Below are 25346 nucleotides of genomic sequence, written 5' to 3'. Positions count from 1 at the left end.
ACCAAATGCATTTAAAAATAATGCGCCTGATTTAATTACTTGTCTACAAGCAAGATAAAATGATAGTGAGTGCTAACTCACCCGGGCGAATCTGCATTTTTGCGCCATACTTCTAAAAATCGGTCAGACCCGTAGGTGCGTATGCAAGGCCTTAAACTCAGAGGGTGATACTTGGTACTTGCCCTTGAAGGCGGTGGAAAAGTAGGAGGGTGAAGAAAAACCCGTTTGGTAAGCTACGTCGGCCACAGTGCTGCCTTCCTGGAGCAGCAGTTGCCGGGCCTTGGTGAGGCGCACCGTTTGAATGTACTCCGTGACGCCGGTGCCAAGCAGCGCCTTTACCTTGCGGTAGAGCTGCGTGCGCGACACGCCCAGGCTGTGGGCAATGTCATCGACGCCCAGGCTAGGCTGGTCGAGCCGGCCCTCGATGATGGCGGCTAAGTCGGCCAGAAACTTCTGGTCTACCCGCTGCGGCACGGCCGTGGGTGGCGCGCCCGATAGCTGGCGATGAAAATGCTCGCGCTGCTGGTCGCGGTTGCGCAGTAGCGTGCGCAGGCTTTCGAGCAAAAAAGTGGGGTTGAAGGGCTTGGTGAGGTACAGGTCAGCGCCGGCCTGCACGCCGGCTACCTGCTGCTCGGGCGCATTCTGGGCCGTGAGCAGCACCAGCGGGATGTGCGAGGTGCGCCAATCGCTTTTGAGCGCGGTGGCTACTTCCAGGCCGCTGAGTTCGGGCAGGCCCACGTCGCACACTATCACGTCGGGGATGGTTTCGCTGGCTTGGCGCAGGCCGGCGGCGCCGTCGGCCGCTGTGCTCACCTGAAAATGTGGCTGTAGCTTTTGCACTAAAAACTCGCGCACCTCATCATTGTCTTCAATGACGAGGGCGGTGGCATCGGAGCGGATGGGCGGGGTGCTGGCCGGCTGGCTGGGGGCCGGCTCTTCGGCTGGCAGGGCCGCGGCGGTGCCCAGCCGCCACGCGCCGGGCTCTAGGTCGTCGAGAAACGCGGCGGGCTTTTCGAGCGGCAGGCGCACCTCGAAGGTGCTGCCCTGGCCGGGCTCGCTGGTGAACGCCAGCGTGCCCTGGTGCAGCCGGGTAAGGCCGTCGGCCAGTGCCAGCCCTAGCCCCGAGCTGTTGGGCGTGGGCTGGCTGCCCTGGTAAAACCACTCCAGAATGTGCGGCTGGTCGGCTTGGGCAATGCCGCGGCCGGTATCGGCCACGCTGACGCACACGGTTTTAGTGGCCTTATCGAGCCCGATGCTGACCGTAATCTGACCACCGTCAGGGGTGTATTTAAAGGCGTTGGAGAGGAGATTGAAAAAAACCTTGTCGAGAATCTCGCCGTCGAACCAGAGGAAGATAACCGGCTTGGCCGCTGCGAAGCGGAAGGTGATGCCGCGCCGCCGAGCGGTTTTCTCAAATACGTCCATGATTTCGCGCACGAAGCCCACTAGGTCGCCTTCGGTGGCGTGCACGGCCATCTTGCCCACGTCGATTTTACGAAAATCCATGAGCTGATTGACGAGCTGCAACAAGCGCTGGGCGTTGCGGCGCACCAGGCTCAGGTCGTGGCGCTGCGTGGGCGTGAGGTCGTCGGCCGGGCTGGTGAGCAGGTCCTCAACCGGCCCCAGAATGAGGGTGAGCGGCGTGCGTAGCTCGTGCGAGAAGTTGGTGAAAAAGCGCAGCTTAGCCTCGGAGGTGCGGCGTACTTCCTCGGCGGCGGCTCGGGCCTGCTCGGCCAGGTCCTCAATCTGATTGCGTTGCTGGCTGATTTCGGCATTCTGTCCTTCCAGCACCCGCCGGATGCGCTGGTTGAGGCGCGACGACCGCCAGGCCAGGGCCCCCAGCAGCACGGCCCCGAGCAGGCTGGCCAGCAGCAGGTACACCAGCATCTTCTGGTTGTCGTAGCGCTGCTGCTGCTGCTGCCAGCGCTGCTGCTGCCGAAAAATATCGCGCTGCTGGGCTAGCAGCCGCTCGGTCTGGCCACGCACGGCCTGTACGTTGGCCGAATCTACTATCATCGTAACCAAGATATTGTCCTTGATATACGGCTCGTGGTTGAGAATACGTAGTGCCGTGCGAATAGCTTCCTCACCGCCTGGCGAGTAGAGCAGGGTAGCCTGCAAGGTGCCATTGGCCACTAACTCCAGGCCATTGCCCGGCCCCGGCAGGCCATCGACCCCGATAATGCGCACCCGCTGGCCTAGCCGCAGTTGCTGCACCACTTGGTGGGCCGCCCGAGCCATGGGGTCGTTGTGGGCGAAAATGAGATTCACGCCAGGATGAGCCCGCAGCAGCGCGGGCAGCTGCTCCAGCACCAGGTCGGGCTGCCAGGCGGCCGCGAGCTGCGCTACCAGGCGCATATTGGGGTAGGCGGCCAAGGCCTGCCCAAAGCCTACGTGGCGGTCGCTGGCCGGCGAGGAGCCCGGCCGGCCCAGTATTTCGAGCACCTGGCCGCGCCCGTGCAGCAGCTGGGCAGCGTAGCGGCCGGCCGTGCGGCCTACTTCCAGACTGTTGCCGCCCACGTAGGCCGTGTAGTGGGGGGAGGTGGTGCGCCGGTCGAGGATAATAACCGGAATGCCCTTGGTATAGGCCGTATCGACAAGGTCGGCGAGGGGCGTAGCCTGGTTGGGCGAGATAATTAATAAATCAACCCGCTGCCGGATAAATTCTTGAATGTGGCGCCGCTGCAAATCGGTGTCGTTGCGGGCGTCCAGCATCTGAAACTGCACGTTGGGATGGAAGCTCAGCTCCTTTTCCATCCCCGCCAGCATGGCTTGGCGCCAGGCGTCGCCATTGGTGCACTGCGCAAAGCCAATGCGGTAGACCGGCGCGCGTGCAGCGGGGGCGCAGCTGGCCAGCCCCGCCAGCAGAAGCAGCGCCAGCAGCCGGCAACCCAACTGAGGTAGCAAATGAATTTTCAACGGGTGGGAAAAAGAGAGTAACGGCTACCTGCGCAGCGGGGGTCGCCGGCCGGTAGTAACTAACTGCCAACTAACCAAGCCGGTTCAAGTGCAGGTTTCTAATGGCGAAGTAAGGTAGAGAAAAAAATATAAACAGGTGCTACCGCAGAAATGCCGCCCGGTCCTTTGCCGGCTCACCCAGGCTGGGTAATTGATGGCTTGCGGCTGATATTATGGGGGAAGACCGTACTTTGAGGCGATTTTTCTGGCGCGGCGCCCGTGGGTGCCAGTTGCCCGCCCCGCGTCGTTGCTCCTTTCCTTACCTACTATGTTCCCACCCATCTTGTGCCGACTGGCGGTGTGCCTGTGCGCCCTAAGCACTGCGCTGCTCGCTAGCCGGCCGCTGGCGGCCCAGCCGGCCCCGCCCGACCCCTGGCGCATCAGCGCCGATAAAATTGACCCTAGCCACTACTACGGCGTAACGGTGGCCAACGGCATGCTGGGCATTGTGTCGTCGCCGGTACCGTTTCAGGTCAAAAACGTGGTGCTGGCCGGCGCCTACGACCAGTACGGCCGGGGCCGGGTCAGCAACTTTCTCAACAGCTTCAACCTGCTGAATATGTACCTGGAGGTAGACGGCCACCGCCTGGGTGCCCAGGATGCCAGCAAATTTCACCAGGAGCTGGATATGAAGGGGGCTAGCCTTACCACCAGCTTCGACTACGGCGATAAGGCCACCATCAGCTACACCTACTATGCCCTGCGCCACCTGCCCTTCACGGTGCTCATGGAGGTGCGCATCGCGGCCAGGAAAGACCTCGCGCTCACCGCCGCCAGCGTTATGGAAACGCCCGATGCCCTGCGCGATGCGCAGAACTACTACAACGAAATCGACCGGCCGCACGCCACGCTCAGCCTGCTCACTTCGTCGGCCAAGAGCCCGACGGGCAAGCTCACGCTGTGCGCCAGCAACAGCTTTTTGTTTGAAGAGCCGCACGGGCAGGAGCCGCGCATTATTCATGAGATGTGGGACAACAACATGCACCTCATGAAATTCAGCAAGGTGCTGAAAGCCGGCCAAACCTACGCTTACGCCGTGGCCGGCTCCAGCATCACCTCGGCCCACCACCCCGACCCGCTCAACGAGGCCGAGCGCCTCACCATTTTTGCGCGCCTCGAAGGCCGTCAGCGGCTGTTGGAGTTTCACCAGAAAGCCTGGCAGGACTTGTGGGCCAGCGACATCCAGCTTGCCGGCGATGCCCAGGCCCAGCAGGATGTGCACAGCATGCTGTACCACCTCTACAGCTTTTCGCGGGCGGGCACCGACTACTCGCCCTCGCCGATGGGCCTGTCGGGGCTAGGCTATAACGGCCACGTGTTCTGGGACAGCGACTTGTGGATGTACCCGGCGCTGCTGGTGCTGCACCCCGAAATCGCAAAATCCTTAGTTGAGTACCGCTTCAACCGCCTTGAGTTAGCGAAGCGCAATGCTTTCGAGCACGGCTACAAAGGCGCCATGTACCCCTGGGAAAGCGCCGATACCGGCGTGGAGGAAACGCCCGTTTGGGCGCTGAGCGGGCCGTTTGAGCACCATATTTCGGCCTGCGTGGGGCTGGCTGCTTGGCAGTACTACTGCGTGACGCAGGACCGGGACTGGCTGCGCGAGAAGGGCTGGCCCATCTTGCAGGCCACCGCCGATTTCTGGGCGAGCCGCGTCGAGCGCAACGGCCCCGGCCGCTACGATATCAAGAACGTGGTGGCCTCCGACGAGTGGGCCGAAAACGTGGATAACGATGCCTTTACCAACGCCGCCGCCCAGGCTAATTTGCGCGCCGCCGCCGCCGCCGCTAAGCTGCTGGGCCGCCCTGCCAATGCCGACTGGGCGCTGGTAGCCCAGAATATTCCCATTCTTAAAATGCCCGACGGCGTGACTAAGGAGCACGCCACCTACCACGGCGAGGGCATCAAGCAGGGCGATGTGAACCTGCTGGCCTTCCCGCTCGGCACCATCACCGACCCTGGCCAGATTAAGAAAGACCTGGCCTACTACGAAACCCGCGTGCCCAACGAGGGCACTCCAGCCATGACCCAGGCCATTTTTGCCCTGCTATATGCCCGCCTCGGCGACGGTGCCAAGGCCCAGCACTTCTTCCAGGATGCCTACACGCCCAATCTGCTGCCGCCCTTCCGCGTCATCGCCGAAACCAAGGGCGGTACCAACCCTTACTTCGCCACCGGCGCGGGCGGCGTGCTGCAAGCCGTGCTCATGGGCTTCGGCGGGCTGGAAATCACCCCGCTAGGCATCGCGCAGCGCAAAACGACCCTGCCCAGCGGCTGGCAGTCGGTGAAAATTACCGGCGTGGGACCGGGACGCAAAACGTACTCGGTGAGCCGCTAGGGTATGTAACTAAGTAAGTAGTAGTTAAATAAAAAACGCCCGCCATGCTTTGGCAGACTCAGCATGACGGGCGCTTTTTCTGAGTTTTTGCCGCTAGTTCGTATTCAAAATTGAAAATAGCTCGTCGAGCTTCGGCGTCAGAATAATATCGGTGCGGCGGTTCAGCGCTTTGTCCTGGGGCGTGTCATTGGCGGCTACGGGCAGGTACTGGCCCCGGCCTGAAGGAGTTATTTGGGTAGGGTCGATACCCGAGGCAGTGAGCAGGCGCGTGATTTCGGTGGCGCGCAGCACGCTCAAATCCCAGTTGTCCTTGGCGCCGTTTACCACGCCCTTGATGGGCACGTTGTCGGTGTGGCCTTCCACCAGGATATTCACATCTTTGTTGCCCGTCAGGGCGTTAGCCAGCTTGATAAGCGCGTCCTGGCCGGCTGGGTCTACCTTGGTTGAGCCCGATTTGAACAGCAGTTGCTCGGAGAGCGACACGTAGACCTTGCCGTTTTTGACGTTCACCTGCAAGTCCTGCGAGTTGAAGCCCAGCAGGGCGTCGGCCACTTTTTTGCGCAGGGCGTTGGTGGCGGCATCCTTCTCATCCAGAATGCGCTGCAGCTCGGCCACGCGGGCATTTTTACCGGCCAGGTCCTGCTCGGTAGTACCCAGCGTCTGGTTGAGCTGACTCACGCGGTTGGTTTTGGCCAGTAGGTCGGCACTGAGGGTCGCTTCGTTCTGGTTTTTAGCCTGTTGCAGGGCCATCTTCTCGGCTTGCAGCTGGTCACGCGATTTAGTGAGGTCGGCATTTTGCTGCTGTAAGGCGGCGATTTCTTTTTTATTACAGCCCGGCAGCGCCAGCAGCGTCAGGGCCAGCAGCAGGGTAGGCGGGGCGAAGTTTTTCGAGGCAAAAGACATGGCTAACGCACGTAAAGTGGTAGAAACGACCCGGCGCGGGCCGATACACTCCGGCTAAACGGCCGCCCGAAAGCCCAGGTTGTCTGCCCACCTGGGCCGGAGCGCGGCGCCGGGGTACTTTTGCGCGCTGCCCTTCCCTTTTATGCGCCTACTACTACTGCTACTTTGCCTGCTGAGGCTGCTGGTTGCGCCAAGCCCTGGCCAGGCCCAGGCACCGGCCCGCTACTGGGTCAGCTTCCGCGACAAGGCGGGCGGGCGGTTCGACCCGGCGCGCTATTTTAGCCCGGCCGCGCGGGCGCGCCGCCAGCGCCAGGGCCTGCCCGCCGCCGACTTCACCGACCGCCCCGTGCGGGCCGACTACGTGGCCGCCGTGCGAGCGCGGGTCGATACACTCACGCTGGTTAGCCGCTGGTTTAATGCCGTGGCCTGCCGCGCCACACTGGCCCAGGCCGCCGCCTTGCGCCAGCTGCCCGGCGTGGCCAGCGTGGTGGCCTGGCCACTGGCCAGCCGGTTGCGGCCGGCTAGCTACTATGCATCCGAAAGACAAGTGGCTAGCCCAAGCCAAATCGCCGTGGCCCGACCCGCCGTATCGCCGGCCGACTACCTGCTGGCCCGCCAGCAAACGGCCGCCCTGGGCCGCGCCGACCTGAGCCGGGCCGGCCTGCTGGGGCAGGGGATACGCATTGCGGTATTCGACGTAGGCTTTCGGGGGGCCGACTGGCACCCGGCTTTCCGGGCGCTGCGGCGCGAAAAGCGCATCGCGGCCACCTATGATTTTCTGAAAAATCAGCCGGGCGTATTTCGGGGTGGCTCGCACGGCACCGAGGTGCTGGGCTGCCTGGCTGGCCGCCTGCCCGGCCCCGATAGCCTGCACCAAGGCCCGGCGCTGGGGCTGGCCCCGGCCGCCACCTACCTGCTGGCCCGCACCGAGGGGCTAGCCAGCGAGCGCTACCGCGAGGAGGAAGCCTGGCTGCGCGCCGTCGAATGGGCCGACCAGCAGGGCGCCGATATCATTAGCTCGTCGCTGGCCTATACCGAGCAGCGCTACTTTCCGGAGCAGATGGATGGCCGGCACTCGCTGGTGGGGCGGGCGGCTACGCTGGCCGCCCGCAAGGGTATGCTGGTGGTGAGCGCCGCCGGCAACGACGGCGACGACGACTGGGTGCGCATCGGCACGCCCGCCGATGCCGACTCGGTGCTGGCCGTGGGCGGCCTCGACCCGGCCACGGGATTGCACCTGGCCTTCAGCTCGGTAGGGCCGAGCGCCGACCGCCGGCTGAAGCCCGACGTGTCGGCCTTCGGCATCGTGCTCACGGCCAATGTCTCGGGCGGGTTTGAGCGGGTGGAGGGCACGTCGTTTTCGGCGCCGCTGGTGGCGGGGCTGGCGGCCTGCGCCCAACAGGCCGGCGGCAAGCTCACGGCGATGGAGTTGTTTCGGCAGGTGCGTGAGGCCGGCGAGCTGTATCCGTATTATGACTACGCCCACGGCTACGGCCGGCCCGAGGCTAGCCGCCTGCTGGCCCGGCGGCTAGGCCCGCTACCGGCCCCGGAGCCCACGTTCGACTTTGTGGTGCACGACTCGCTGGTGGCCGTGGTGCTGCGGCCCGCCGCCACCGTGCCCGCCGCCCGCCCGCTGCCCCTGGTGGCCGAAGCCGACGAGCTGGCCGCCGGTGCTACCGACTGGCTCACGCCGCCCACTCCCGAGCGCCCGCCCGGCACGCCCACGCTCCCCGCCCCCAGCGTGCGGCCCGTGGGTAAGGAGCACGACACGCCGCCCGGCCCGCCGCCTGCCCTGCCGCCGTACCCGGCCTACCCGGCCCGCCTCTACTGGCACCTGGCCGATGCGCGCGGCGTGCTGCACCGCTACGAGGTGCGCGCCACCACCCAGCGGCTGGTGGTGCAGGTGCCGCGCCGGCTAACCCGCAATGGCAACGTGCTGCGCGTTTATTATCAAGGCTATACGGGTCAATATGCGGAATAGCTCTGGGCTTAGGTCAAAAAATAAACGAGAAGAATTACGAGCAATTTCTTTGGTAGCTGCCACCCGGGCGGCGTTTGGTAGCTCTTCTCTTTCGACTTCTAATGCCAGTAATTCGCCCATGCGCGGCCCCACGACTAAGCGCCTTCCCGTAGTGTTGCTGCTCCTAGCCCTGCTGCTGGCTGGCCCGGCCGCCCGCGCCCAGCAGGTGCTGCTGCAAACCGACGTGGCCAGCGATACCATTCCGAGCCGCACGGGACCCAACCGGCGCTACTTTGGGCACTTCTACCTGGGCTATGCGCTGGCCGCCGGCCCGAGCGCGCTCGGGGTGCGGTACGGGTTTCCATCGTCCGAATTGCAGCTGGGCGGCCGGCTCAAGCGGCGGCTCGGCCCCTTCTTTGCCCTTAATACCGACCTGCGCTATGCTTACCTGCGCTACGGCCTCGACCCCGACGCTGCCCGGCCCGGCCCCTTCGGCCGGGGCTTCGACAGCCAGTACTTCAGCTACCACCAGCTGCAAGGCGAGGCTAGCCTGCGCCTGAGCCCCTACCGGCGCCGGGGCAACACCGTGGGCCGCTACCTCGACCTGCTGGCCTACGGCGGCTGGGCTTTTGCCACTACCTACGCCACGGCTGGCCCCGGCCCCAGCGGCGGGCGGCTCGAAGTGGTGGCGCATCAGCCCGACTACCTGGCCCGCTGGCAGGGTGGGGTGGGCCTGCGCCTGGGCAGCAACTCGCTGGCCCTGGTGGGGCGCTACCGCCTCAGCGATGCCCTGCGCGGCCCGGACCTGCCCGAGCCGCCGCGCTGGCAGCTGGGTCTGGAGATAGGCTGGTTCTGAACCCCTAGCCGCCACGCCTGCGTACACGGCGATTAGCTTAGCGCTGCCTTCTTTTTTGCCTGCCTGAACTCTTCTGCCTTATGACTACCTCTATCTGCAAGCTCGGCGCTATAGCCGCTATTCTGCTCACGGTCAGCTCTTGCGTAAGCACCGAGCGCGAAACGGCGACTTCCACCAAAAACCCGCACGCCGAGTTCACGCCTCCCAACGGCCGGGGCCAGCGCGTGGGCGGCGCCACGGTGCTCAATACTGTGCGCACCACGCACACTTTTTCGGACCCGCAAGCGCCCGATAACTTCATTTTGCAGATGCGCGGCCCGCGCGTGCTCAGCAGCCGCGTCCATTTATTCGTGGTGAATAGCAAGGGCGACACCCTGCGCCACGAGGTGCTGCCCGCCACCGCCCTGCTCGACGACCGCACCCTGCGCAACAACCAGTCGGCCACGGTGCGCGACAAGGAAATCAGCATCCTGCGCGGCATGAATAACTTTTTCAACCCTAGCCACTTCGTGCAGCCCGCCGTGCCCACCAGCGCCACCCAGCCCGCCGAGCTCGACGCCCAGGCCTGGACCAGCCTGCGCGACGACCCCCGCGCCGTGGGCTTCGACTACCCCAGCGGCAGCGGCGAAACCCGGCTAGCCTATTCGCATCAGCTAAATAAGGTGTTGGTTATTAATCAATAATAAATTGGTAGTTAAAAGAAGAGTAGGGGGTAATTTAAGGGATAGTAATGCATTAATGAAGTATTTGCTACTGCTGATTCCGCTCGTCACTCATGCGCAGCTTTATGGCCGGGCGGGAGGCAGCTTGGCTGGCTTTGCAACTTCCGTCAGCAATGGTTACCACACCAGCACCGACGATAAGCTTAGCTATCATGCGGGTCTGGGCTATCAGCAGTCCCTTACCCGCAGGCTAGCGCTGGTGCCGGAAATACAGTACGCTGACGAGCGCATGACCATCAGGCGGTCATCGGATTACGATGCCAGTTTCGGAGCACTGTATTCTTCCCGCTTTAGCTACCTAAACATACCCGTGTTGCTACGCCTAACGTGGGGCCGGCTTTACGCGGAGGCCGGCCCGCAGGCCAGCCTGCTCGTGGGCGGGCACGAAATGGGTACTGTACACGTGAATCAAACTATTATTTACCCCAGCCACGACGTAACGGACCCGCGCATCGGCTACCGACGTTTCGACGCCGGCGCGAGCGTGGGGGTGGGTGCATGGTTTTCGGCTAGGCTGGGCGTGAATGCTCGTCTCTACCAGGGATTACTCTCCCTCACCCACGATGCGGGGGCCAACACCGCGCACCTGTACCGCCAGTCGTTTCAAGCCTCGCTCACGTATCAACTCGCTACCACCCCTGGTAGCAACCTATATCGGTAGGGATTGGGGAGTGATTGCCTACGCTTCGTCAGTGCTAAGATGGCCGGGCCCCGCGTTTGGTACCTATCAGAAAGCCTGTGCAACCGCGCGCTACTCTCCAGGAAATGGAGGTAGAGCTAGCACTCAAATCTTCGCCCAGCCCTGCTGGCCAGCCGCGTTGCGTAGCAGCGCATAGCCATTACTCTGCCCCAGCACAGTAGCGGCCGTTTGCGAAGGCCAGGCTGCTAGCGCCGGGGCGCTGGCCAGGGGCGCCGTCTGAATCTCGTGGGCCACCGCCAGCACCAGGCGGCGCAATGGCTGCGCCGGGGCTACCGTGCGGGCAGCCACGTAGCGGTGCTGGCCATTGGGCAGCGCCACGCGCAGGTAGTCGGCCCGCTGGCCGAGCACGAGTAAGGGGAGTGTAGCGGGCAAATGGTAGCTGGCCTGCCCCGGGCGCGGGCGTACCCATTCGCCCCGGCGGTCGGGGCTAGCCAGCGCAGTCGGCACTGGGTCGGCGCGGTGCAAAAACGGCCACGGGTCCACGGCCCCGCCCACGCGGTAGATGCCGAAGTGTAGATGCGGCGCGGTAGTGCGGGCGTTGCCGGTATTGCCGACCAGGCCCAGCGTGTCGCCGGCCCGCACGTGCTGGCCGGGCTGCACCAGCTGCTTATCCAGGTGCGCGTAGTAGAGATGCTGGCCCTGCGGGTCGGCTAACCACACCACGCGGCCGCCCAGGGTGGTTTCGCCGGTGCGGGTGACGTAGCCGTCGGTAGCCGCCACGGCGGGAGTGCCGCGCGGCGCAAAGATGTCGACGCCTTCGTGGCAGCGGGCGCCACCGTCGCGCGCATTGCCCCAGAAGCTGCCGATAGCCTGGTCGGTGCGGCCCTTCACCGGAAACAGCCCGAGCCCCGGCCCGCGCCACAGGCGCAACGTGTAGCGCCCGGCCGCCAGCAACTCCGGCTGCACGCGCAGCAGGTGCTGGCCATCGTCGGCCACCTGGTAGCTGTAGTCGTAGGTGCCGGCGGCCGTGGTGTCGGCGGCCGTCCACTTCACTAACTGGGGTTGCTGGCCGGGGGCTAGCCCGAAGGCATCAACAAACACGCGCGGGGCCAGTGTGGGGCCGGGCGCCAGCGTAAGGCGCACGTGCACCAGCTCGCCGGCCCGCACGGCGTAGCGGTAGCTGGCCGCCATAGGCTGCTCGGGGCGGAAATAACCGGTTTCGAGCATGGGCAACGTCACTACCAGCGAGTCGCGCAGGGCCTGCGCCGCCGCCCGGTGCCACTGCCGGCCCAGGGCCGCTTCTTGTAAGCCGGCGCGGTCGAGGGCGCGGGCATAGTCCTCATGCGGGGTGGTTTTCTGGAAAAGCGCGGCTAGGGTCTGGGGCTTGCTGCAAGAAGCCAGCAGGGCTAGCAGTACCACCAGGAAGCCCCCGGCCCGCCGCCTGCCAGCGGGTGGAAAGAACGAAAAAAGCATAGTGGGCAAACGCCCGCGCCACCAGGCAAGTTCGCCCAAAATGGCTCGTTATGGCGAGCGCAGCGAAGCAATTGCACCTAAAGACTTGTGCTCGGCCGGCATGCAATGACGGGTAGTTTCTACCTTCGCCCCGCTATGCCCACCCACCCCGTCGTCCTTACCGAATGCCCGCGCGATGCCATGCAGGGCCTGCATGAGTTCATCCCTACTGCCGCCAAAACCGCCTACCTCCAGCAGCTGCTAGCCGTGGGCTTCGACGTGCTCGACTTCGGCTCGTTTGTGTCGCCCAAAGCCATTCCGCAGCTGCGCGATACCGCTGCGGTGCTCGCCGGCCTCGACCTCGACCGCACGCAAACCAAGCTGCTGGCCATCGTGGCCAACCTGCGCGGGGCCGAGCAGGCCGCCAGCCACCCCGAAATCCACTACCTGGGCTTCCCGCTCTCCGTCAGCGAAACCTTTCAGCGCCGCAACACCAACCAGACCATCGCCGAGGCCCTGGCCGACGTGGCCGCCATGCACGCGCTCTGCGAGCGCCGGGGTAAAACGCTGATTGTGTACCTGTCAATGGGCTTCGGCAACCCTTACGGCGACCCGTACAGCCCGGCCGTGGTGGCCGATTTTACGCAGCGGCTAGCCGCGCTGGGCGTGCGCATCGTGGCCCTGTCCGACACCATCGGCGTGAGCACGCCCGCGCTCATTACGCCGTTGTTTGAGGAGCTGATTCCGGCCTTCCCGCACATCGAGTTTGGCGCGCACCTGCACACCACGCCCGCCACCTGGCGCGAAAAAGTAGCCGCCGCCTACCAGGCCGGCTGCCGCCGCTTCGATGGCGCCCTCGGCGGCATCGGCGGCTGCCCCATGGCGGCCGATGTGCTCACGGGCAACATGGCGACCGAGAACCTAGTGGCGTTTCTGGAAGGGGTGGGGGAGGATGTGGGGCTGGATAAGGAGGCGTTTAAGCGAGCGCAGGCGCAGGCTAGCGGAGTGTTTCAACTGGCGCATTAAAATCGTCTGCCATGCTGACGAAGGAAGTATCTTACCAGGATGAGACGGGTCCCGTTGACCTGACAAGATGCTTCCTTCGTCAGCATGACAGACGATTTTCAACCTCATTAGTAACGATAATACCCAGTGGCTAGCCCTCCCCAAGTCGATATTTTCATTCCCTGCTTCGTCGACCAACTCTACCCGCATACCGCCCTCAACACGGTGAAAGTGCTGGAGAAAGCCGGCTGCCAGGTGCACTACAACCCGGCCCAAACCTGCTGCGGCCAGCCCGCCTATAATGCGGGCTACAAAGAAGAAAGCCGCGACATTGCCGAAAAATTTCTGCGTGACTTTAGCGAACCTGCCACTACTGACTTAGACGCGCCGCGCTACGTCGTAAGCCCTTCCGCTTCGTGTGTGGGCATGGTGCGCAACGCCTATTCGCACCTCTTCGCCGGCACGCCCGAGGCGGCGCGCTGCCAGGGCGTACAACGCCGCACCTACGAACTTACTGAGTTTTTAACCGATGTGCTGAATGTCAGTACCATTCCCGGCGCGCGGCTAGCCGGCACCTATACCTACCACGACTCCTGCTCGGCGCTGCGCGAGTGCGGTATTCGGGAGGCGCCGCGCCGGCTGCTCGACGCCGTGGCTGGCCTTAGCCGCGTCGAGATGGCCGAAACCACCACCTGCTGCGGCTTCGGCGGCACCTTCGCCGTGAAGTTTGAGGCTATTTCGGTGGCGATGGCCCAGCAAAAAGTCGAGCACGCCCTAGCCACCGGCGCCGACTACATCGTGAGCACCGACGTGAGCTGCCTCATGCACCTGGAGGCGTACATCCGCCGTGAGAAGCTGGCTATCAAGACCATGCACATTGCCGACGTGCTGGCCAGCGGCTGGTAGCGTTACGAGGCCAAGCTGCCCGCCTCGGCCGTGCGATACATCACGTCCGAGCGCAGCACGTATTTCACGCCCTGCGTCACCTCGCTGCCCTCGTGGTAGAGGCTGTGCAGGAACAGCAGCGCCATGCCCTGCCGGGGCCGAATGCGCACGCCCCGAAACGTGGTGTCGCCGCCCTGAAAATTATCGTTCAGGTATACCATAAAGGTAAAGTAACTTGCTTCTTGGGCGTTGCGAGCATAGCTCTCATCAATATGGCCCTTGAACTTGTGGCCGCGCTGGTAGCGGTAGAAGCGAAACAACTCATTGAGGCCAATGCCGTGCTATTACCAAGCTGCATGAGCACAAACGGCTGGATTTTCGCCCACAATTCCTGGGCTAGCTCCTCGCTGTTGTAAAAGGCCCGGCTGTTGTTGCGCACATCGGTTTTTACCTTGCTGCCGCCCGCCGTGTTCACCTTGGCTAGCTCATAACCGATTTCCTCGCTACGCACGATATACTGCAAGCACTCGGCGCGCGTGAAGAAATCTTCGACCGTGAAAATGTTGTCGGCTACTTTAGTAAGGTGCATAGGCGAATATAGCTTAGAGTAGCATCTTAATCCGCGCCGTTAGCCCCTCGCTGGCGGGCACCAGGGGCAGGCGCACGGCGGGCTCGCACACGCCCTGCAGGGCTAGCGCGGCCTTCACGCCCACGGGGTTGCCTTCTTCGTACATCAGCGGGTTCAGGCCCACAAAATAATAAAGCAGCTCGCTGGCGCGGGCAAAGTCGCCGGCCAGCGCGGCGCGGGTCATGTCGCTGAATTTCTGCGGAAACGCATTGCCCAGCACCGAGATAATGCCCTGGCCGCCGCAGGCGATGAGCGGTAGCGTGAGCATATCATCACCACTCAAAAACAGGAAGTCGGCCGGCTTCTTAGCCAGGATGGCGAGGCACTGCTCCACGTTGCCGCTAGCCTCCTTGATGCCGATGATGTTAGCGTGCTGGGCTAGCTTGAGGGTAGTATCGGCCGAGATATTGGAGCCGGTGCGGCCGGGCACGTTGTAGAGAATGAGCGGCAGGGGCGAAGCCTCGGCCAAGCGCTGATAATGAGTCACTATGCCGGCCTGGCTGGGTTTATTATACGCCGGGCTGGCCGACAAAATAGCCGTGATGCCGGTGGGGTCGAAGCTGCGCAACTGCTGCTCGACGGTGGCCGTGTCGTTGCCGCCGATGCCGTACACGAGCGGCACGCGGCCGGCCACGTGCCGGCGGGCAATATCCAGAAGCTCAGCTTTCTCCGAAGCCGTAACGGTAGGCGACTCGCCCGTGGTGCCGTTGATGACCAAGTATTCGACGCCACCTGCAATGTTGAAGTCGAGCAGGCGCTCCCAGGCCGCCATATCGATGGCGCCGGTGGGAGTAAAGGGGGTCACCAGGGCCACGCCGGTGCCGTGTAGTTTGTTCATCCGCTGTCGGGGTTGTTGCTTTGTGCAAAAGTACACTCATCGTCCGCCGTTGCGCCTAGCCGGCTTTTTAATTGCTTCCTTGAAAAACCTGTTTCCGGTAGCCGCCGTGGTGGCTGCCACGCTGAGCCTAGCCGCCTGCGACTCCAAAACCGCCACCACCGGCGAGGCCCGTACCACTCCCGACGCCGAGGCCACGGGCAAAACCGATTCGGCTAAAATCGACGAGACTGCGCCCACCTCGGGCACCGCCGCCGTGGCCGCCGAAGAAGCTAACGCCAAGCCCGGCCCCGACCCTAGCACCATCCCGGCCGCCAAGGCCAGCGATGCGGCGGCCATCTACGCCCGGCCCCAGATTCCGATTCTGTGCTACCACCAGATTCGCGACTGGACGGCCCGCGACTCGAAAGGCGCCAAGGATTACATCATTCCCATCGCGCAGTTCAAGGCCCAGATTAAGATGCTGGCCGACAGTGGCTACCACACCATTCAGCCCGACCAGCTCTACGCCTACCTCACCACCGGCGCCAAGCTGCCCAGCAAGCCGGTGATGCTTACCTTCGACGACACCGACCTCGACCAGTTCACCATTGCTCGGCCCACGCTGGCCCAATACGGTTATAAGGGCGTGTATTTCGTGATGACCGTGAGCCTCGGCCGCCCACACTACATGACCAAGGCCATGGTGAAGCAGCTTTCCGACGAGGGCAACCAAATTGGCTCGCACACCTGGGACCACCACAACGTGAAAAAGTACCAGGGTAAGGATTGGGAAACCCAAATCGACAAGCCTACCAAGACGCTGGAAGACATTACGGGCAAGAAAATCAAGTACTTCGCCTATCCCTTCGGCCTCTGGAACACCCAGGCCTTCCCCGAGCTGAAAAAGCGCGGCTTCGTGGCCGCCTTCAGCCTGGCCGAAAAGCGCGACCAGCAAGACCCGCTCTTCACCATCCGGCGCATCATCGCCAGCGGCTACTGGAGCCCCCGCACGCTGCACAATAATATGGTACAGAGCTTTTAAGCGCCGTTCAAGTAGCTGATAGAAGAAAAACTAAACAGAACGTCCTGCTGAGCTTGTCGAAGCAGGACGTTCTGTTTTAGCTCATTAATTCCGGTTACACCAGTACTTTCAGCTTCTCGCCCTTGCCCTTGAGCGACGACTGCCGGATAATCAACTCGCTCGTAACTACGCAGGTGCGCGGCTGAAAATCTTCTTTCTGCGCCATTTGCTCCAGGAAGAGGCTGGCCGCCTGCTGGCCGATGCGGAAGGGGTGCAAGTCGACAGTAGTGAGGCCGGGCTCGATGAGGCTAGCCAGAAACTCGTCGCCGAAGCCCACGATGGCCATGTCTTCGGGCACGCGCACGCCGCGCTCGCGCAGGGCCAGCAGCAGGTCGAAAGCGTTGGTGTAGTTGATGGCAAAAATGGCGTCGGGCGGCTCGGGTAGGGCTAGCCAGGTATCGAGGGCCGCCACGGCCGACACGGGCCGGAAGTCAATGTGCGCGCACAGCTCCTCGGTGGTGGGCAGGCCGTGCTTGCGCAGGGCGCTGAGGTAGCCCGCCTGCCGCTGCCGGCTGATGAGCAGCGACGCCGGCCCCGCCAGAATGGCAATGCGCCGGCAGCCCTGCTCAATAAGGTGCTCGGTGATGGTGAACGCCCCTAACCGGTCGTCGAGAATAACCTTGGCGCTGTTCACCTCATTGCACACCCGGTCGAAGTGAATAACTGGAATGCCGCGCCGCGCGGGGTCTTTCACGTGGTCGAAGTTCTCGGTTTCGCGCGAGTGGCAGATGAGCAGGCCATCTACCCGGCTGGCTATCAGGGCCTGCACATTGCTCACCTCCGCCTCATACGACTCCTTCGACTGGCAAATCATCACCCGGTAGCCCGCCTTGGTAGCCACCTGCTGAATGCCGCTGACGGCGGTGGCAAAAAACGGCCGCTCCAGGTCAGGGATGAGCACGCCGATAGTATTGGTAGCTTGGCTCTTAAGGCTCTGGGCCAATAAGTTGGGCTGGTAGTCGAGCTGCTGGGCGGCTTCCAGAATGGCCTGGCGCGTGAGCGGGCTGATGTCGGAATGGCCATTGAGGGCGCGCGATACCGTGGAGGGCGCCACGCCTACCTGCCGGGCCACGTCGGCAATGGTGGCCTGGTGGCGCTTGCGGCTAGGGGTGCCGGCCGGCTTTTCGGCCGTAAAATGGTAGTCGCAGGCCTTGCAGAAGAAGCGTTGCCGCCCCCGCACGAAGCCCGCTTTCATCACGTCGTCGGCGAGGCTGCACTTAACACATTTAACCATAGAGCAAGGGTGGGAAAAAAGGTGGATAATGCGAAGGTCGGACGGAAGCTACGAAATAGGTGGCGGAATGTAGCAGTAAAAAAAATATTTTGCAAAGTTTACCTATCGGCAACGTTTGCGAAAACGTTGCCGATAGTTTTTTTGCTGATTTTCCTTGAATTTGAGCTTTTTAGGTTATGCTGAGTGGTAACACTGACTTTACATTTGAATCAGATTCCACCCCAGACCAGTGCTGATTTTGCTGCGTAAGCCACCTATCGCAACGTATTCAGTAGGTTTGAAAATTGCACTTTTTTGTTAGAGCACCATGCTGCACACTATGCGCTGGTTTGGGCCCAACGACCCAGTTTCGTTGTTCGATATTCGCCAGGCCGGCTGCGCCGGGGTCGTGTCGGCCCTGCACCAACTGCCCGTGGGCGCGGTGTGGCCGGTAGCTGAAATCCAGGCCCGGCAGCAGCTTATCGAAGCCGGTAATCAGACCCATTTACCCCTGCATTGGGCTGTGGTTGAGAGCTTGCCCGTGCACGAGGACATCAAAAAGGGGAGGGCTAGCCGTGCCGAATACATCGCCAATTACCAGCAATCGCTGCGCAACCTGGCGGCCTGCGGCATCCGCACGGTGTGCTACAATTTCATGCCCGTGCTCGACTGGTCGCGTACCGATTTGAGCTACGAAATGCCCGATGGCTCGCGGGCGCTGCGTTTCGTCTGGCAGGATTTTGCCGTGTTTGACTTGTGCATTCTCAAGCGCCCCGGCGCCGAGGCCGACTACGAGCCCGCCGTGGCCGAGGCTGCCCGCCGGCAGTTTGCCAGCATGAGCCCCGAAGCCGTAGCCCAGCTTACCAATACGACCCTGCTCGGCCTGCCCGGCTCGGAAGAGGCGTTTGAGTTAAGCACCTTTCAGGATTATCTGAATGAATATAAGGCGATTGATGCCGCTGCCCTCACGGCCAACCTGCACTACTTCATTCAGCAGGTGGCGCCGGTGGCGGAGGAAGTAGGTATTGGCCTCTGCATTCACCCCGACGACCCGCCTTTCCCGCTGCTGGGCCTGCCGCGCGTAGTGAGCACCGAGGCCGACCTGGCGGGCCTGCTGGCCGCCTGCAACGTGCGCGCCAACGGCCTGACCTTCTGCACCGGCTCGCTCGGGGTGCGGCCCGATAATGACCTGGCCGGCATGGTCGAGCGCTTTGGCTCACGCATCCACTTCGTGCACCTGCGCACCACCAAGCGCGAGGAAAATCCGCGCAACTTCCACGAGGCCGACCACCTGGCCGGCGACGTGGATATGTATGCCGTGGTGCGGGCGCTGGTAGAGGAAGAGCTGCGCCGCGAAGCCGCCGGCGAAGAGAAAGCGGCCCTGCCCATGCGCCCCGACCACGGCCACCAGATGCTCGACGACCTGAATACGAACAAGCGCACCTACCCCGGCTACTCGGCCATCGGCCGCCTGCGTGGCCTGGCCGAGCTGCGCGGCCTCGAATACGGCCTGCGCCGCACCCTGACCCAGGCCGAAGTACCGGCCACTGCCGCCTACGCGGCCCGCTAAAACTACTCGCTTTCCGCTCCATTTTTCCCACCCATCCGCCATGTTGCTGCGCAACGTGTTTCTGCTTCTGCTGTGCCTGATGGCCGCCGTCCCCAGCCGGGCCGACGACGGCTACCGGCTGTGGCTGAAGTACGACCGTATCGGCAACGCGATTGAGCGCCAGCAGTATGCGCGGGCGGCGCAGTTTGTGGCTAGCCCCGGCAGCACCCCGGTGCTGCGCGCCGCCAGCGCCGAGCTGACGCGTGGGCTAGGGGGGCTGCTGGGCCAGGCCGTGCCGACGGTTGCCAGCGCCGGCAGCCGGACGGGCGGTATTGTGCTGCGCGTGGATGCCGCGGCTAGCCAGACGGTGAAGGCGGAGGGCTACCGCATTTTTTCGGAGAAAAACAACCTCGTTATCGCCGGCCGCACCGACCGGGCGGTGCTCTACGGCGCATTTGCGCTGCTGCGGCAGGTGCAGACGCGCCAGCCGCTGGCGGGCTTGGCTAGCAGCAGCAGCCCGCGCATCAATTTTCGCCTGCTCAACCACTGGGACAACCCCAACGGCACGGTGGAGCGGGGCTACGCGGGCTCCAGCATCTGGAAGTGGTACGAGCTGCCCGAGCGTCTCGACCCGCGCTACACCGACTATGCCCGCGCCAATGCCTCGATTGGTATTAACGGCGTGGTGCTCAATAATGTAAACGCCAGCGCCCGTTACCTCTCGGCCGAGTATATCGGCAAGGTGGCGGCCGTGGCGGGCGTGCTGCGGCCCTACGGCCAGCGGGTGTACCTGTCGGTGATGTGGGCCGCGCCCAAAGTCATCGGCGGGCTAGCCACCGCCGACCCGCTCGACCCCGCCGTGAAGCAGTGGTGGGCCGCCAAAACGGACGAAATCTATAAGGCGATTCCCGACTTTGGCGGCTTTCTGGTGAAGGCCAACTCGGAGGGCGAGCCCGGCCCCCAGGACTACGGCCGCAACCACGCCGACGGGGCCAACATGCTGGCCCAGAGCCTCGGCCGCCACGATGGCGTGGTGATGTGGCGCGCCTTCGTGTACAAGGCCAACAGCAACGGCGACCGCTTCAAGGAAGCCTATGAAGAGTTTCAGCCCCTCGATGGCAAGTTCGACCCCAAGGTGCTGGTGCAGGTGAAAAACGGGCCGATTGACTTCCAGGCCCGCGAGCCGTTTCACCCGCTGTTTGGGGCCATGCCGCGCACGCCGCTGCTGCTCGAAGTGCAGCTCACGCAGGAATACCTGGGCTTTGCCACGCACCTCGTGTACCTCGGCCCGCTCATCAAGGAAGTGCTGGAAGCCGACACCTACGCCCAAGGGCCCGGCTCGACGGTGGCTAGGTTAGTGGATGGCAGCCTGGACCACCACGCGCTCAGCGGCATCGCGGGCGTGGCTAATATCGGCGCCGACCGCAACTGGACCGGCCACCCGGTGGGCCAGGCCAACTGGTACGCCTTCGGCCGGCTGGCCTGGGACCACACGCTGAGCCCGGCCGCCATCGCCCGCGAGTGGACCCGCATGACGCTGACCACCGAGCCGGCCGCCGTGCGCACCATTACCGGCCTGCTGGGGCAGTCGCGCAGCATCTACGTGCGCTACACCACGCCGCTGGGCCTGCACCACATCATGGGCGAGAGCATTCACTACGGCCCGCAGCCCTGGCTAGCCAAGGCTGGCCGGCCCGACTGGACGGCCGTGTATTACCACAAAGCCGACTCCATCGGCCTGGGTTTCGACCGCACGGCCACGGGCAGCAATGCCCTGGCGTTGTATAAGCCCGAGGTGCAAAAGGAGTGGGGCGACGCCCGCACCTGCCCGCTCAACTACCTGCTCTGGTTTCACCACGTGCCCTGGACGCAGCCGCTCAGCACCGGCCACACCCTCTGGAGCGAGCTGGCCACCCGCTACTACACCGGTGCCGACTCGGTGCTGTGGCTGCAGCAGCAGTGGGCCGCCGCCCGCCCGGCCCTCGACCCCGCCCTCTACGCCGACGTGGCGGCCCGCCTCATCACCCAGCGCAAAGAGGCGCTGTGGTGGCGCGATGCCTGCGTACTCTACTTCCAGACGCTCGCCAAGCAGCCCATTCCGGCGCCGCTAGCCCCGCCCACGCGCTCGTTGGCCGACATCAAGCGGCTCGTGCAGCTGTATCAGCTCAAGTAATTCCTCCCTATTCGCTCCGGCCTTATTCTGCTCATGACTCCTTCGCTACTCACTGCCGACGCCCACGCGGCCACTGCTACCACTCCCGATGCGGCCCCGCAGGCCAACGTATTCTCGCTGGCCGGCCGGGTAGCTCTCATCACTGGGGGGGGCACCGGCATTGGCCTCGAAATAGCCCGCTGCATGGTGGCGGCCGGGGCCACGGTCATCATCACCGGGCGCCGCGAGGCGGTGCTCCACGACTCGGCCGCCGAGCTGGGGCAGGGGGCGCACTTTCTGGTGAATGACATCTGCGACCTGGCTAGCCTCGACGGACTGGTGGAGCAGGTAGAGGCCGAGTACGGCCCGCTCGATATCCTGGTCAACAACGCGGGCATCAACATGAAAAAGCCCGCCCTCGAAGTAACGGACGAGGATTTCAACCGCATTATTCAGACTAATCTCAACGCCGTGTTTTCGCTGACGCGGGCCGCTGCCCGGCGCATGGTGCCCCGGGGCAGCGGCGTCATTCTCATGATTTCGTCGATGGCCGCCTACTACGGCATCGACCGCGTGGTGGCCTACGCGGCCTCCAAGTCGGCCGTCGAGGGCATGGTGAAGGTGCTGGCTTCTGAGTTTTCGAGCCAAGGCGTGCGCGTGAATGCCATTGCCCCCGGCTTTATCGAAACCGAGATGAGCCGCACGGCCATGAACTCGGACCCCGACCGCCGCGACCGCGCCATGCGCCGCACCCCAATGGGCAAGTTTGGCGAGCCCGCCGACATCGGCCACGCGGCCGTCTTTCTGGCCTCCGAGGGGGCGCGCTACATCACGGGCGTATCGCTGCCCGTGGACGGCGGCAATTCTATTGGTTTCTAAGTCCTTACCGGCTTGGGCTGGCTTCAGCCCTGGGCTGCTTTCTTCCGTTTTCACTTTTCAAATTTCCCACCCATGAACACACGCATACCGTCGTCTAGCCCGCTCAAGGGCTTGAAATGGTCGCGGCTGGTGCCGCTGCTCTTGCTAAGCGGGGGCCTGGCTCCCCTGGTGCCGCAGGCTGCCTACGCCCAGGTAGCGGGCACGCACACCGTAACCGGTAAAATCACGTCCGACAACGGCGAGGGCATTCCGGGCGTCACGGTAGTAGTGAAAGGCACCACTACCGGCGCCACCACCGATGCCAACGGTAACTACACCGTAACCGTACCCAACGACAACAGTGTGCTGGTGTTCAGCTCGGTGGGCTTTGCCAAGCAGGAGGTAGCCGTGGGCAAGCGCACCAACCTGAGCCAGGCGCTGGTGCCCGAAACCCAGGCCCTCAACGAGGTGCAGGTAGTGGGCTACGGCACCCAGAAAAAAAGCCAGGTAACGGGCGCCATCTCGAGCGTGAGCGACGAGCAGCTGCGCGACGTGCCGGTGGCCAACGTGGGCCAGGCCCTGCAGGGCCGCGCGGCGGGCATCACGGTATCGAGCAATGGCACGGCACCGGGCCAGTCGCCGACCATCCGCATCCGGGGCAGCCGCTCGCTCTCGGGCTCCAACGACCCGCTGCTGGTGGTAGATGGCGTGCCCTTCGACGGCAGCCTCAACGACCTGAACCCCGACGACATCACTTCGCTCGAAGTGCTGAAGGACGCCAGCTCGACGGCCATCTACGGGGCTAGGGGTGCCAACGGCGTTATCCTCATCACCACCCGCCGCGGCAAGAGCGGCGCGGCCCGCGCCACTTACGCCGGCTACTACGGCATGAAGGATATCTACGGCCGCTTCGACCTGATGAACGGCGAGCAGTACTACAACTACAAGCTCGAAGCCTACCGCACGCAGAGCCCCACGTTCGACCCTAGCAACCCGTCGTTCCTGACCCAGGACGAGCGCAACAACTACGCCGCCGGCAAAACGACCGACTACCAGAGCCTGCTGTTTCAGAAAGGCCATATTCAGAACCACACCCTCGGCGTGAGTGGGGGCACTGATATTACGCAGTATTCGGCTTCGCTGGGCTACTACGATGAAACGGGCATTGTGCCGGTGCAGCGCTTCCAGCGCTACTCGCTGCGCGGCACCCTCGACCAGCAGATTGGCAAGCGCATTAAAGTGGGTGTTAATACGCTCAACACGTTCACCAACGCCAACGACCCGAACGTGAACGTGCTGTACCAGATTCTGACTACCAGCCCCCTGGCTTCGCCCACCGATGCCAATGGCCAGCTGGTGCTCTACCCCAACGGCGACAACGCCGGCTCGAACCCGCTGACGCTGTACGCCCCCAATGCCCACCTCGACCGCAGCCGCCGCCTGCGCTCGTTCAACAGTATCTACGGGCAGGTGAATATTCTCAAGGGCCTCGACTACCGGCTCAACGTGGGCCTCGATGGCCGCACCCAAGCCGATGAGTCGTTCTACGCTTCGGTAACGCCCAACAACGGGGGCGGCGTGAATACGGCCGGCCGCTCGTCGAGCATTGCCTACAACCTGCTGGCCGAGAACCTGCTGACCTACAACCGTAACTTTGCCGAGAAGCACGACCTGAACGTGACGGCGCTCTACAGCCGCCAGACCTACCACGCCGACGGCTTCCAGGCCCAGGTGCAGAATACGCTGGCCGACTTCCAGCTGGCCGACAACCTGGCCGCTGGCACGTCGCGCGGCATTAGCAACAATACGCAGCCCATCGACTGGGCGCTGGAGTCGTTTATGGGCCGTATCAACTACGCCTACGACAACCGCTACTCGGCCACGCTCACGGCGCGCGTCGACCGCTCGTCGCGCCTGGCCGTGGGGCACCAAACCAACTTGTTTCCCTCGGCCGCCGTGGCCTGGAACATTGCCAACGAGTCGTTCCTGCAAGGCTCGGACTGGCTCAACACCCTGAAGCTGCGCGCTAGCCTGGGCCGGGTGGGCAGCACCGCCATTAACCCCTACCAGACGCGTGGGGCGCTCATCACGGGCATCGGCAACGGCTACTATAACTTCGGCACCACCGGCGCGGTAGGCGTAATTCCCTCGGCCATTCCAAACCCGCTATTGGGCTGGGAGTACACCACTACCACCAACTTTGGCCTCGACTTCGGCTTCTTCCAAAACCGCCTCACGGGTAGCGTAGAAGTGTACCAGCAGCGCACCAGCGACCTGCTGCTGCCCGACGCCCTGCCCACGGCCAGCGGCTACGGCTCATTTTTGCGCAACGCGGGCCAGACCCAGAACCGCGGCGTTGAAATCTCGCTAACCACCGTGAACGTGCGGGCCAAAGACCTCGGGGGCTTTGAGTGGAGCACCGACTGGAACTTCACCGTGAACCGCGAGAAAGTGCTTAGCCTGAATCTCTACGATGCCAGCGGTAACCTGCGCGATGACGTGGGCAACCAGCGCTTCATTGGCCAGCCGCTCTACGTAATCTACGACTACCGCAACCTGGGCGTGTGGCAGGCCTCGGAGGCTGACCAGGCTAAGAAGTACGGCAGCAAGGTGGGCCAGATTCACGTGGATGACGTGAACAACGACGGTAAGATTGACGCCAACGACCGCGTGATTGTGGGCTCGCGCCAGCCCAAGTTTGAGGCTGGCCTCACCAACCGCTTCCGCTTCAAGGGCTTTGACTTGACGGTAGTGGCGCTGACCCGCGTGGGGGCCACCGTAGTAGACCCCTACTCGTTTGGCCCCAGCTACTACGCCACGAATACCGGCCGCCGCAACCAGTTGAACTTCAACTACTACTCCACCGGTATTCCCGCTAGCCTCACGCCGGGCACGCCGGGCGGCGTGCCCGCCAACCCCAGCAACGACTACCCCGAACCCGACCAGACCGTGCGCGCCAACGAGTGGCCCACCTACGGCTCGACCCTGGGCTACCACAGCGGCACGTTTATCAAGGTGCGCAGCATCGACCTGGGCTACACGCTGCCGGCGGCCTGGGCTAAAGCGGCTTTCATGAGCAGCACCCGCATTTACGTGCAGGTTCAGAACCCTTACATCTGGGCGGCCGACAAGTACTTCCAGCATAATAAGGCCATCGACCCCGATGCGCTTTCTTACTCAACCCGCTTTGGCGGCGGCGACATCTCGGGCGCCGGTATCACCTTCCAGGGCGGCAGCAACTACCCCGTTACGCGCGCCTTCATCGTGGGCGTAAACCTGGGATTCTAGCGCTGAGCTGCGGCCCTGAGTCTGGCTAGCCTGGCTTGGGG

At 63.6% G+C, this 25346-nt stretch carries 19 protein-coding genes; 12 read left to right on the top strand and 7 right to left on the bottom strand.

What is annotated here, in order from left to right:
• Positions 1-123: 123 nt before the first annotated feature.
• Complete coding sequence (locus GKZ68_RS08070; protein ID WP_173113011.1) at positions 124-2919, bottom strand: substrate-binding domain-containing protein; 2796 nt, start codon at positions 2917-2919, stop codon at positions 124-126.
• Positions 2920-3226: 307 nt separating this feature from the next.
• Between GKZ68_RS08070 and GKZ68_RS08065 the strand changes: the two genes are divergently transcribed.
• Positions 3227-5296, top strand: coding sequence for a glycoside hydrolase family 65 protein (locus tag GKZ68_RS08065; protein WP_217275338.1), 2070 nt, complete (start codon positions 3227-3229; stop codon positions 5294-5296).
• A gap of 93 nt (positions 5297-5389) precedes the next feature.
• Here the strand turns inward: GKZ68_RS08065 and GKZ68_RS08060 are convergent, their stop codons facing one another.
• Entirely contained in the window at positions 5390-6199 is an 810-nt protein-coding gene (locus GKZ68_RS08060) for an OmpA family protein (RefSeq protein WP_173113008.1), read from the bottom strand.
• Positions 6200-6341: 142 nt separating this feature from the next.
• Here GKZ68_RS08060 and GKZ68_RS08055 point away from each other — a divergent pair, with 142 nt between their 5' ends.
• The 4 genes from GKZ68_RS08055 to GKZ68_RS08040 all read left to right on the top strand — a co-directional run bounded on the left by GKZ68_RS08055 (position 6342) and on the right by GKZ68_RS08040 (position 10398).
• Positions 6342-8180 (top strand): S8 family serine peptidase, encoded by a 1839-nt coding sequence (locus GKZ68_RS08055; protein ID WP_173113006.1) that lies wholly within the window; start codon positions 6342-6344, stop codon positions 8178-8180.
• Between the two features lie 49 nt (positions 8181-8229).
• On the top strand, positions 8230-9015 hold the full coding sequence (locus GKZ68_RS08050; protein ID WP_173113003.1) for a hypothetical protein: 786 nt from the start codon (positions 8230-8232) through the stop codon (positions 9013-9015).
• Positions 9016-9095: 80 nt separating this feature from the next.
• The gene (locus GKZ68_RS08045; RefSeq protein WP_173113000.1) at positions 9096-9698 is read left to right on the top strand and encodes a hypothetical protein; all 603 of its coding nucleotides are present in this window, start codon (positions 9096-9098) and stop codon (positions 9696-9698) included.
• A 55-nt stretch (positions 9699-9753) separates the two neighbouring features.
• Positions 9754-10398, top strand: a complete 645-nt coding sequence (locus tag GKZ68_RS08040; protein WP_173112997.1) for a porin family protein — start codon at positions 9754-9756, stop codon at positions 10396-10398.
• A gap of 123 nt (positions 10399-10521) precedes the next feature.
• On the opposite strand, the gene GKZ68_RS08035 is transcribed toward GKZ68_RS08040, so the two are convergent.
• Positions 10522-11850, bottom strand: coding sequence for a M23 family metallopeptidase (locus GKZ68_RS08035; protein WP_173112994.1), 1329 nt, complete (start codon positions 11848-11850; stop codon positions 10522-10524).
• 135 nt (positions 11851-11985) lie between these two features.
• On the opposite strand from GKZ68_RS08035, the gene GKZ68_RS08030 reads away from it, so the two are divergent.
• Both GKZ68_RS08030 and GKZ68_RS08025 read left to right on the top strand, forming a co-directional pair.
• Positions 11986-12855, top strand: a complete 870-nt coding sequence (locus GKZ68_RS08030; RefSeq protein ID WP_173112991.1) for a hydroxymethylglutaryl-CoA lyase — start codon at positions 11986-11988, stop codon at positions 12853-12855.
• Positions 12856-12981: 126 nt separating this feature from the next.
• Entirely contained in the window at positions 12982-13740 is a 759-nt protein-coding gene (locus tag GKZ68_RS08025) for a (Fe-S)-binding protein (RefSeq protein ID WP_173112988.1), read from the top strand.
• A gap of 2 nt (positions 13741-13742) precedes the next feature.
• Here the strand turns inward: GKZ68_RS08025 and GKZ68_RS21665 are convergent, their stop codons facing one another.
• The 3 genes from GKZ68_RS21665 to dapA are packed head-to-tail and all read right to left on the bottom strand — an operon-like array spanning position 13743 to position 15185.
• Positions 13743-14039 carry a 2OG-Fe(II) oxygenase gene (locus tag GKZ68_RS21665; RefSeq protein ID WP_217275337.1) on the bottom strand — a complete coding sequence of 99 codons (297 nt, stop codon included), beginning with the start codon at positions 14037-14039 and terminating at the stop codon, positions 13743-13745.
• The gene (locus tag GKZ68_RS08020) at positions 13928-14308 is read right to left on the bottom strand and encodes a hypothetical protein (RefSeq protein ID WP_217275407.1); all 381 of its coding nucleotides are present in this window, start codon (positions 14306-14308) and stop codon (positions 13928-13930) included. The genes GKZ68_RS21665 and GKZ68_RS08020 overlap by 112 nt, the downstream gene beginning before the upstream one ends.
• A gap of 13 nt (positions 14309-14321) precedes the next feature.
• Positions 14322-15185, bottom strand: a complete 864-nt coding sequence (dapA, locus tag GKZ68_RS08015) for a 4-hydroxy-tetrahydrodipicolinate synthase (protein WP_173112985.1) — start codon at positions 15183-15185, stop codon at positions 14322-14324.
• Positions 15186-15264: 79 nt separating this feature from the next.
• On the opposite strand from dapA, the gene GKZ68_RS08010 reads away from it, so the two are divergent.
• A complete protein-coding gene (locus tag GKZ68_RS08010; RefSeq protein WP_254244212.1) occupies positions 15265-16206 on the top strand; it encodes a polysaccharide deacetylase family protein in 942 nt (313 codons plus the stop codon).
• A 94-nt stretch (positions 16207-16300) separates the two neighbouring features.
• Here the strand turns inward: GKZ68_RS08010 and GKZ68_RS08005 are convergent, their stop codons facing one another.
• A complete protein-coding gene (locus tag GKZ68_RS08005; RefSeq protein WP_173112979.1) occupies positions 16301-17479 on the bottom strand; it encodes a LacI family DNA-binding transcriptional regulator in 1179 nt (392 codons plus the stop codon).
• A gap of 307 nt (positions 17480-17786) precedes the next feature.
• On the opposite strand from GKZ68_RS08005, the gene uxuA reads away from it, so the two are divergent.
• The 4 genes from uxuA to GKZ68_RS07985 all read left to right on the top strand — a co-directional run bounded on the left by uxuA (position 17787) and on the right by GKZ68_RS07985 (position 25305).
• Positions 17787-19028, top strand: coding sequence for a mannonate dehydratase (gene uxuA / locus GKZ68_RS08000; RefSeq protein ID WP_254244211.1), 1242 nt, complete (start codon positions 17787-17789; stop codon positions 19026-19028).
• A gap of 40 nt (positions 19029-19068) precedes the next feature.
• The gene (locus tag GKZ68_RS07995; protein ID WP_173112976.1) at positions 19069-21180 is read left to right on the top strand and encodes an alpha-glucuronidase family glycosyl hydrolase; all 2112 of its coding nucleotides are present in this window, start codon (positions 19069-19071) and stop codon (positions 21178-21180) included.
• A gap of 33 nt (positions 21181-21213) precedes the next feature.
• Positions 21214-22038, top strand: a complete 825-nt coding sequence (locus tag GKZ68_RS07990; RefSeq protein ID WP_173112973.1) for an SDR family NAD(P)-dependent oxidoreductase — start codon at positions 21214-21216, stop codon at positions 22036-22038.
• A 72-nt stretch (positions 22039-22110) separates the two neighbouring features.
• A complete protein-coding gene (locus tag GKZ68_RS07985; RefSeq protein WP_173112970.1) occupies positions 22111-25305 on the top strand; it encodes a TonB-dependent receptor in 3195 nt (1064 codons plus the stop codon).
• The last annotated feature ends 41 nt before the right edge of the window (positions 25306-25346 follow it).

The organism is Hymenobacter sp. BRD128, assembly GCF_013256625.1.
Classification (GTDB): domain Bacteria; phylum Bacteroidota; class Bacteroidia; order Cytophagales; family Hymenobacteraceae; genus Hymenobacter.
Note: the sequence above shows the minus strand (reverse complement) of the source record. Positions and strands in the feature narration are given on the sequence as shown.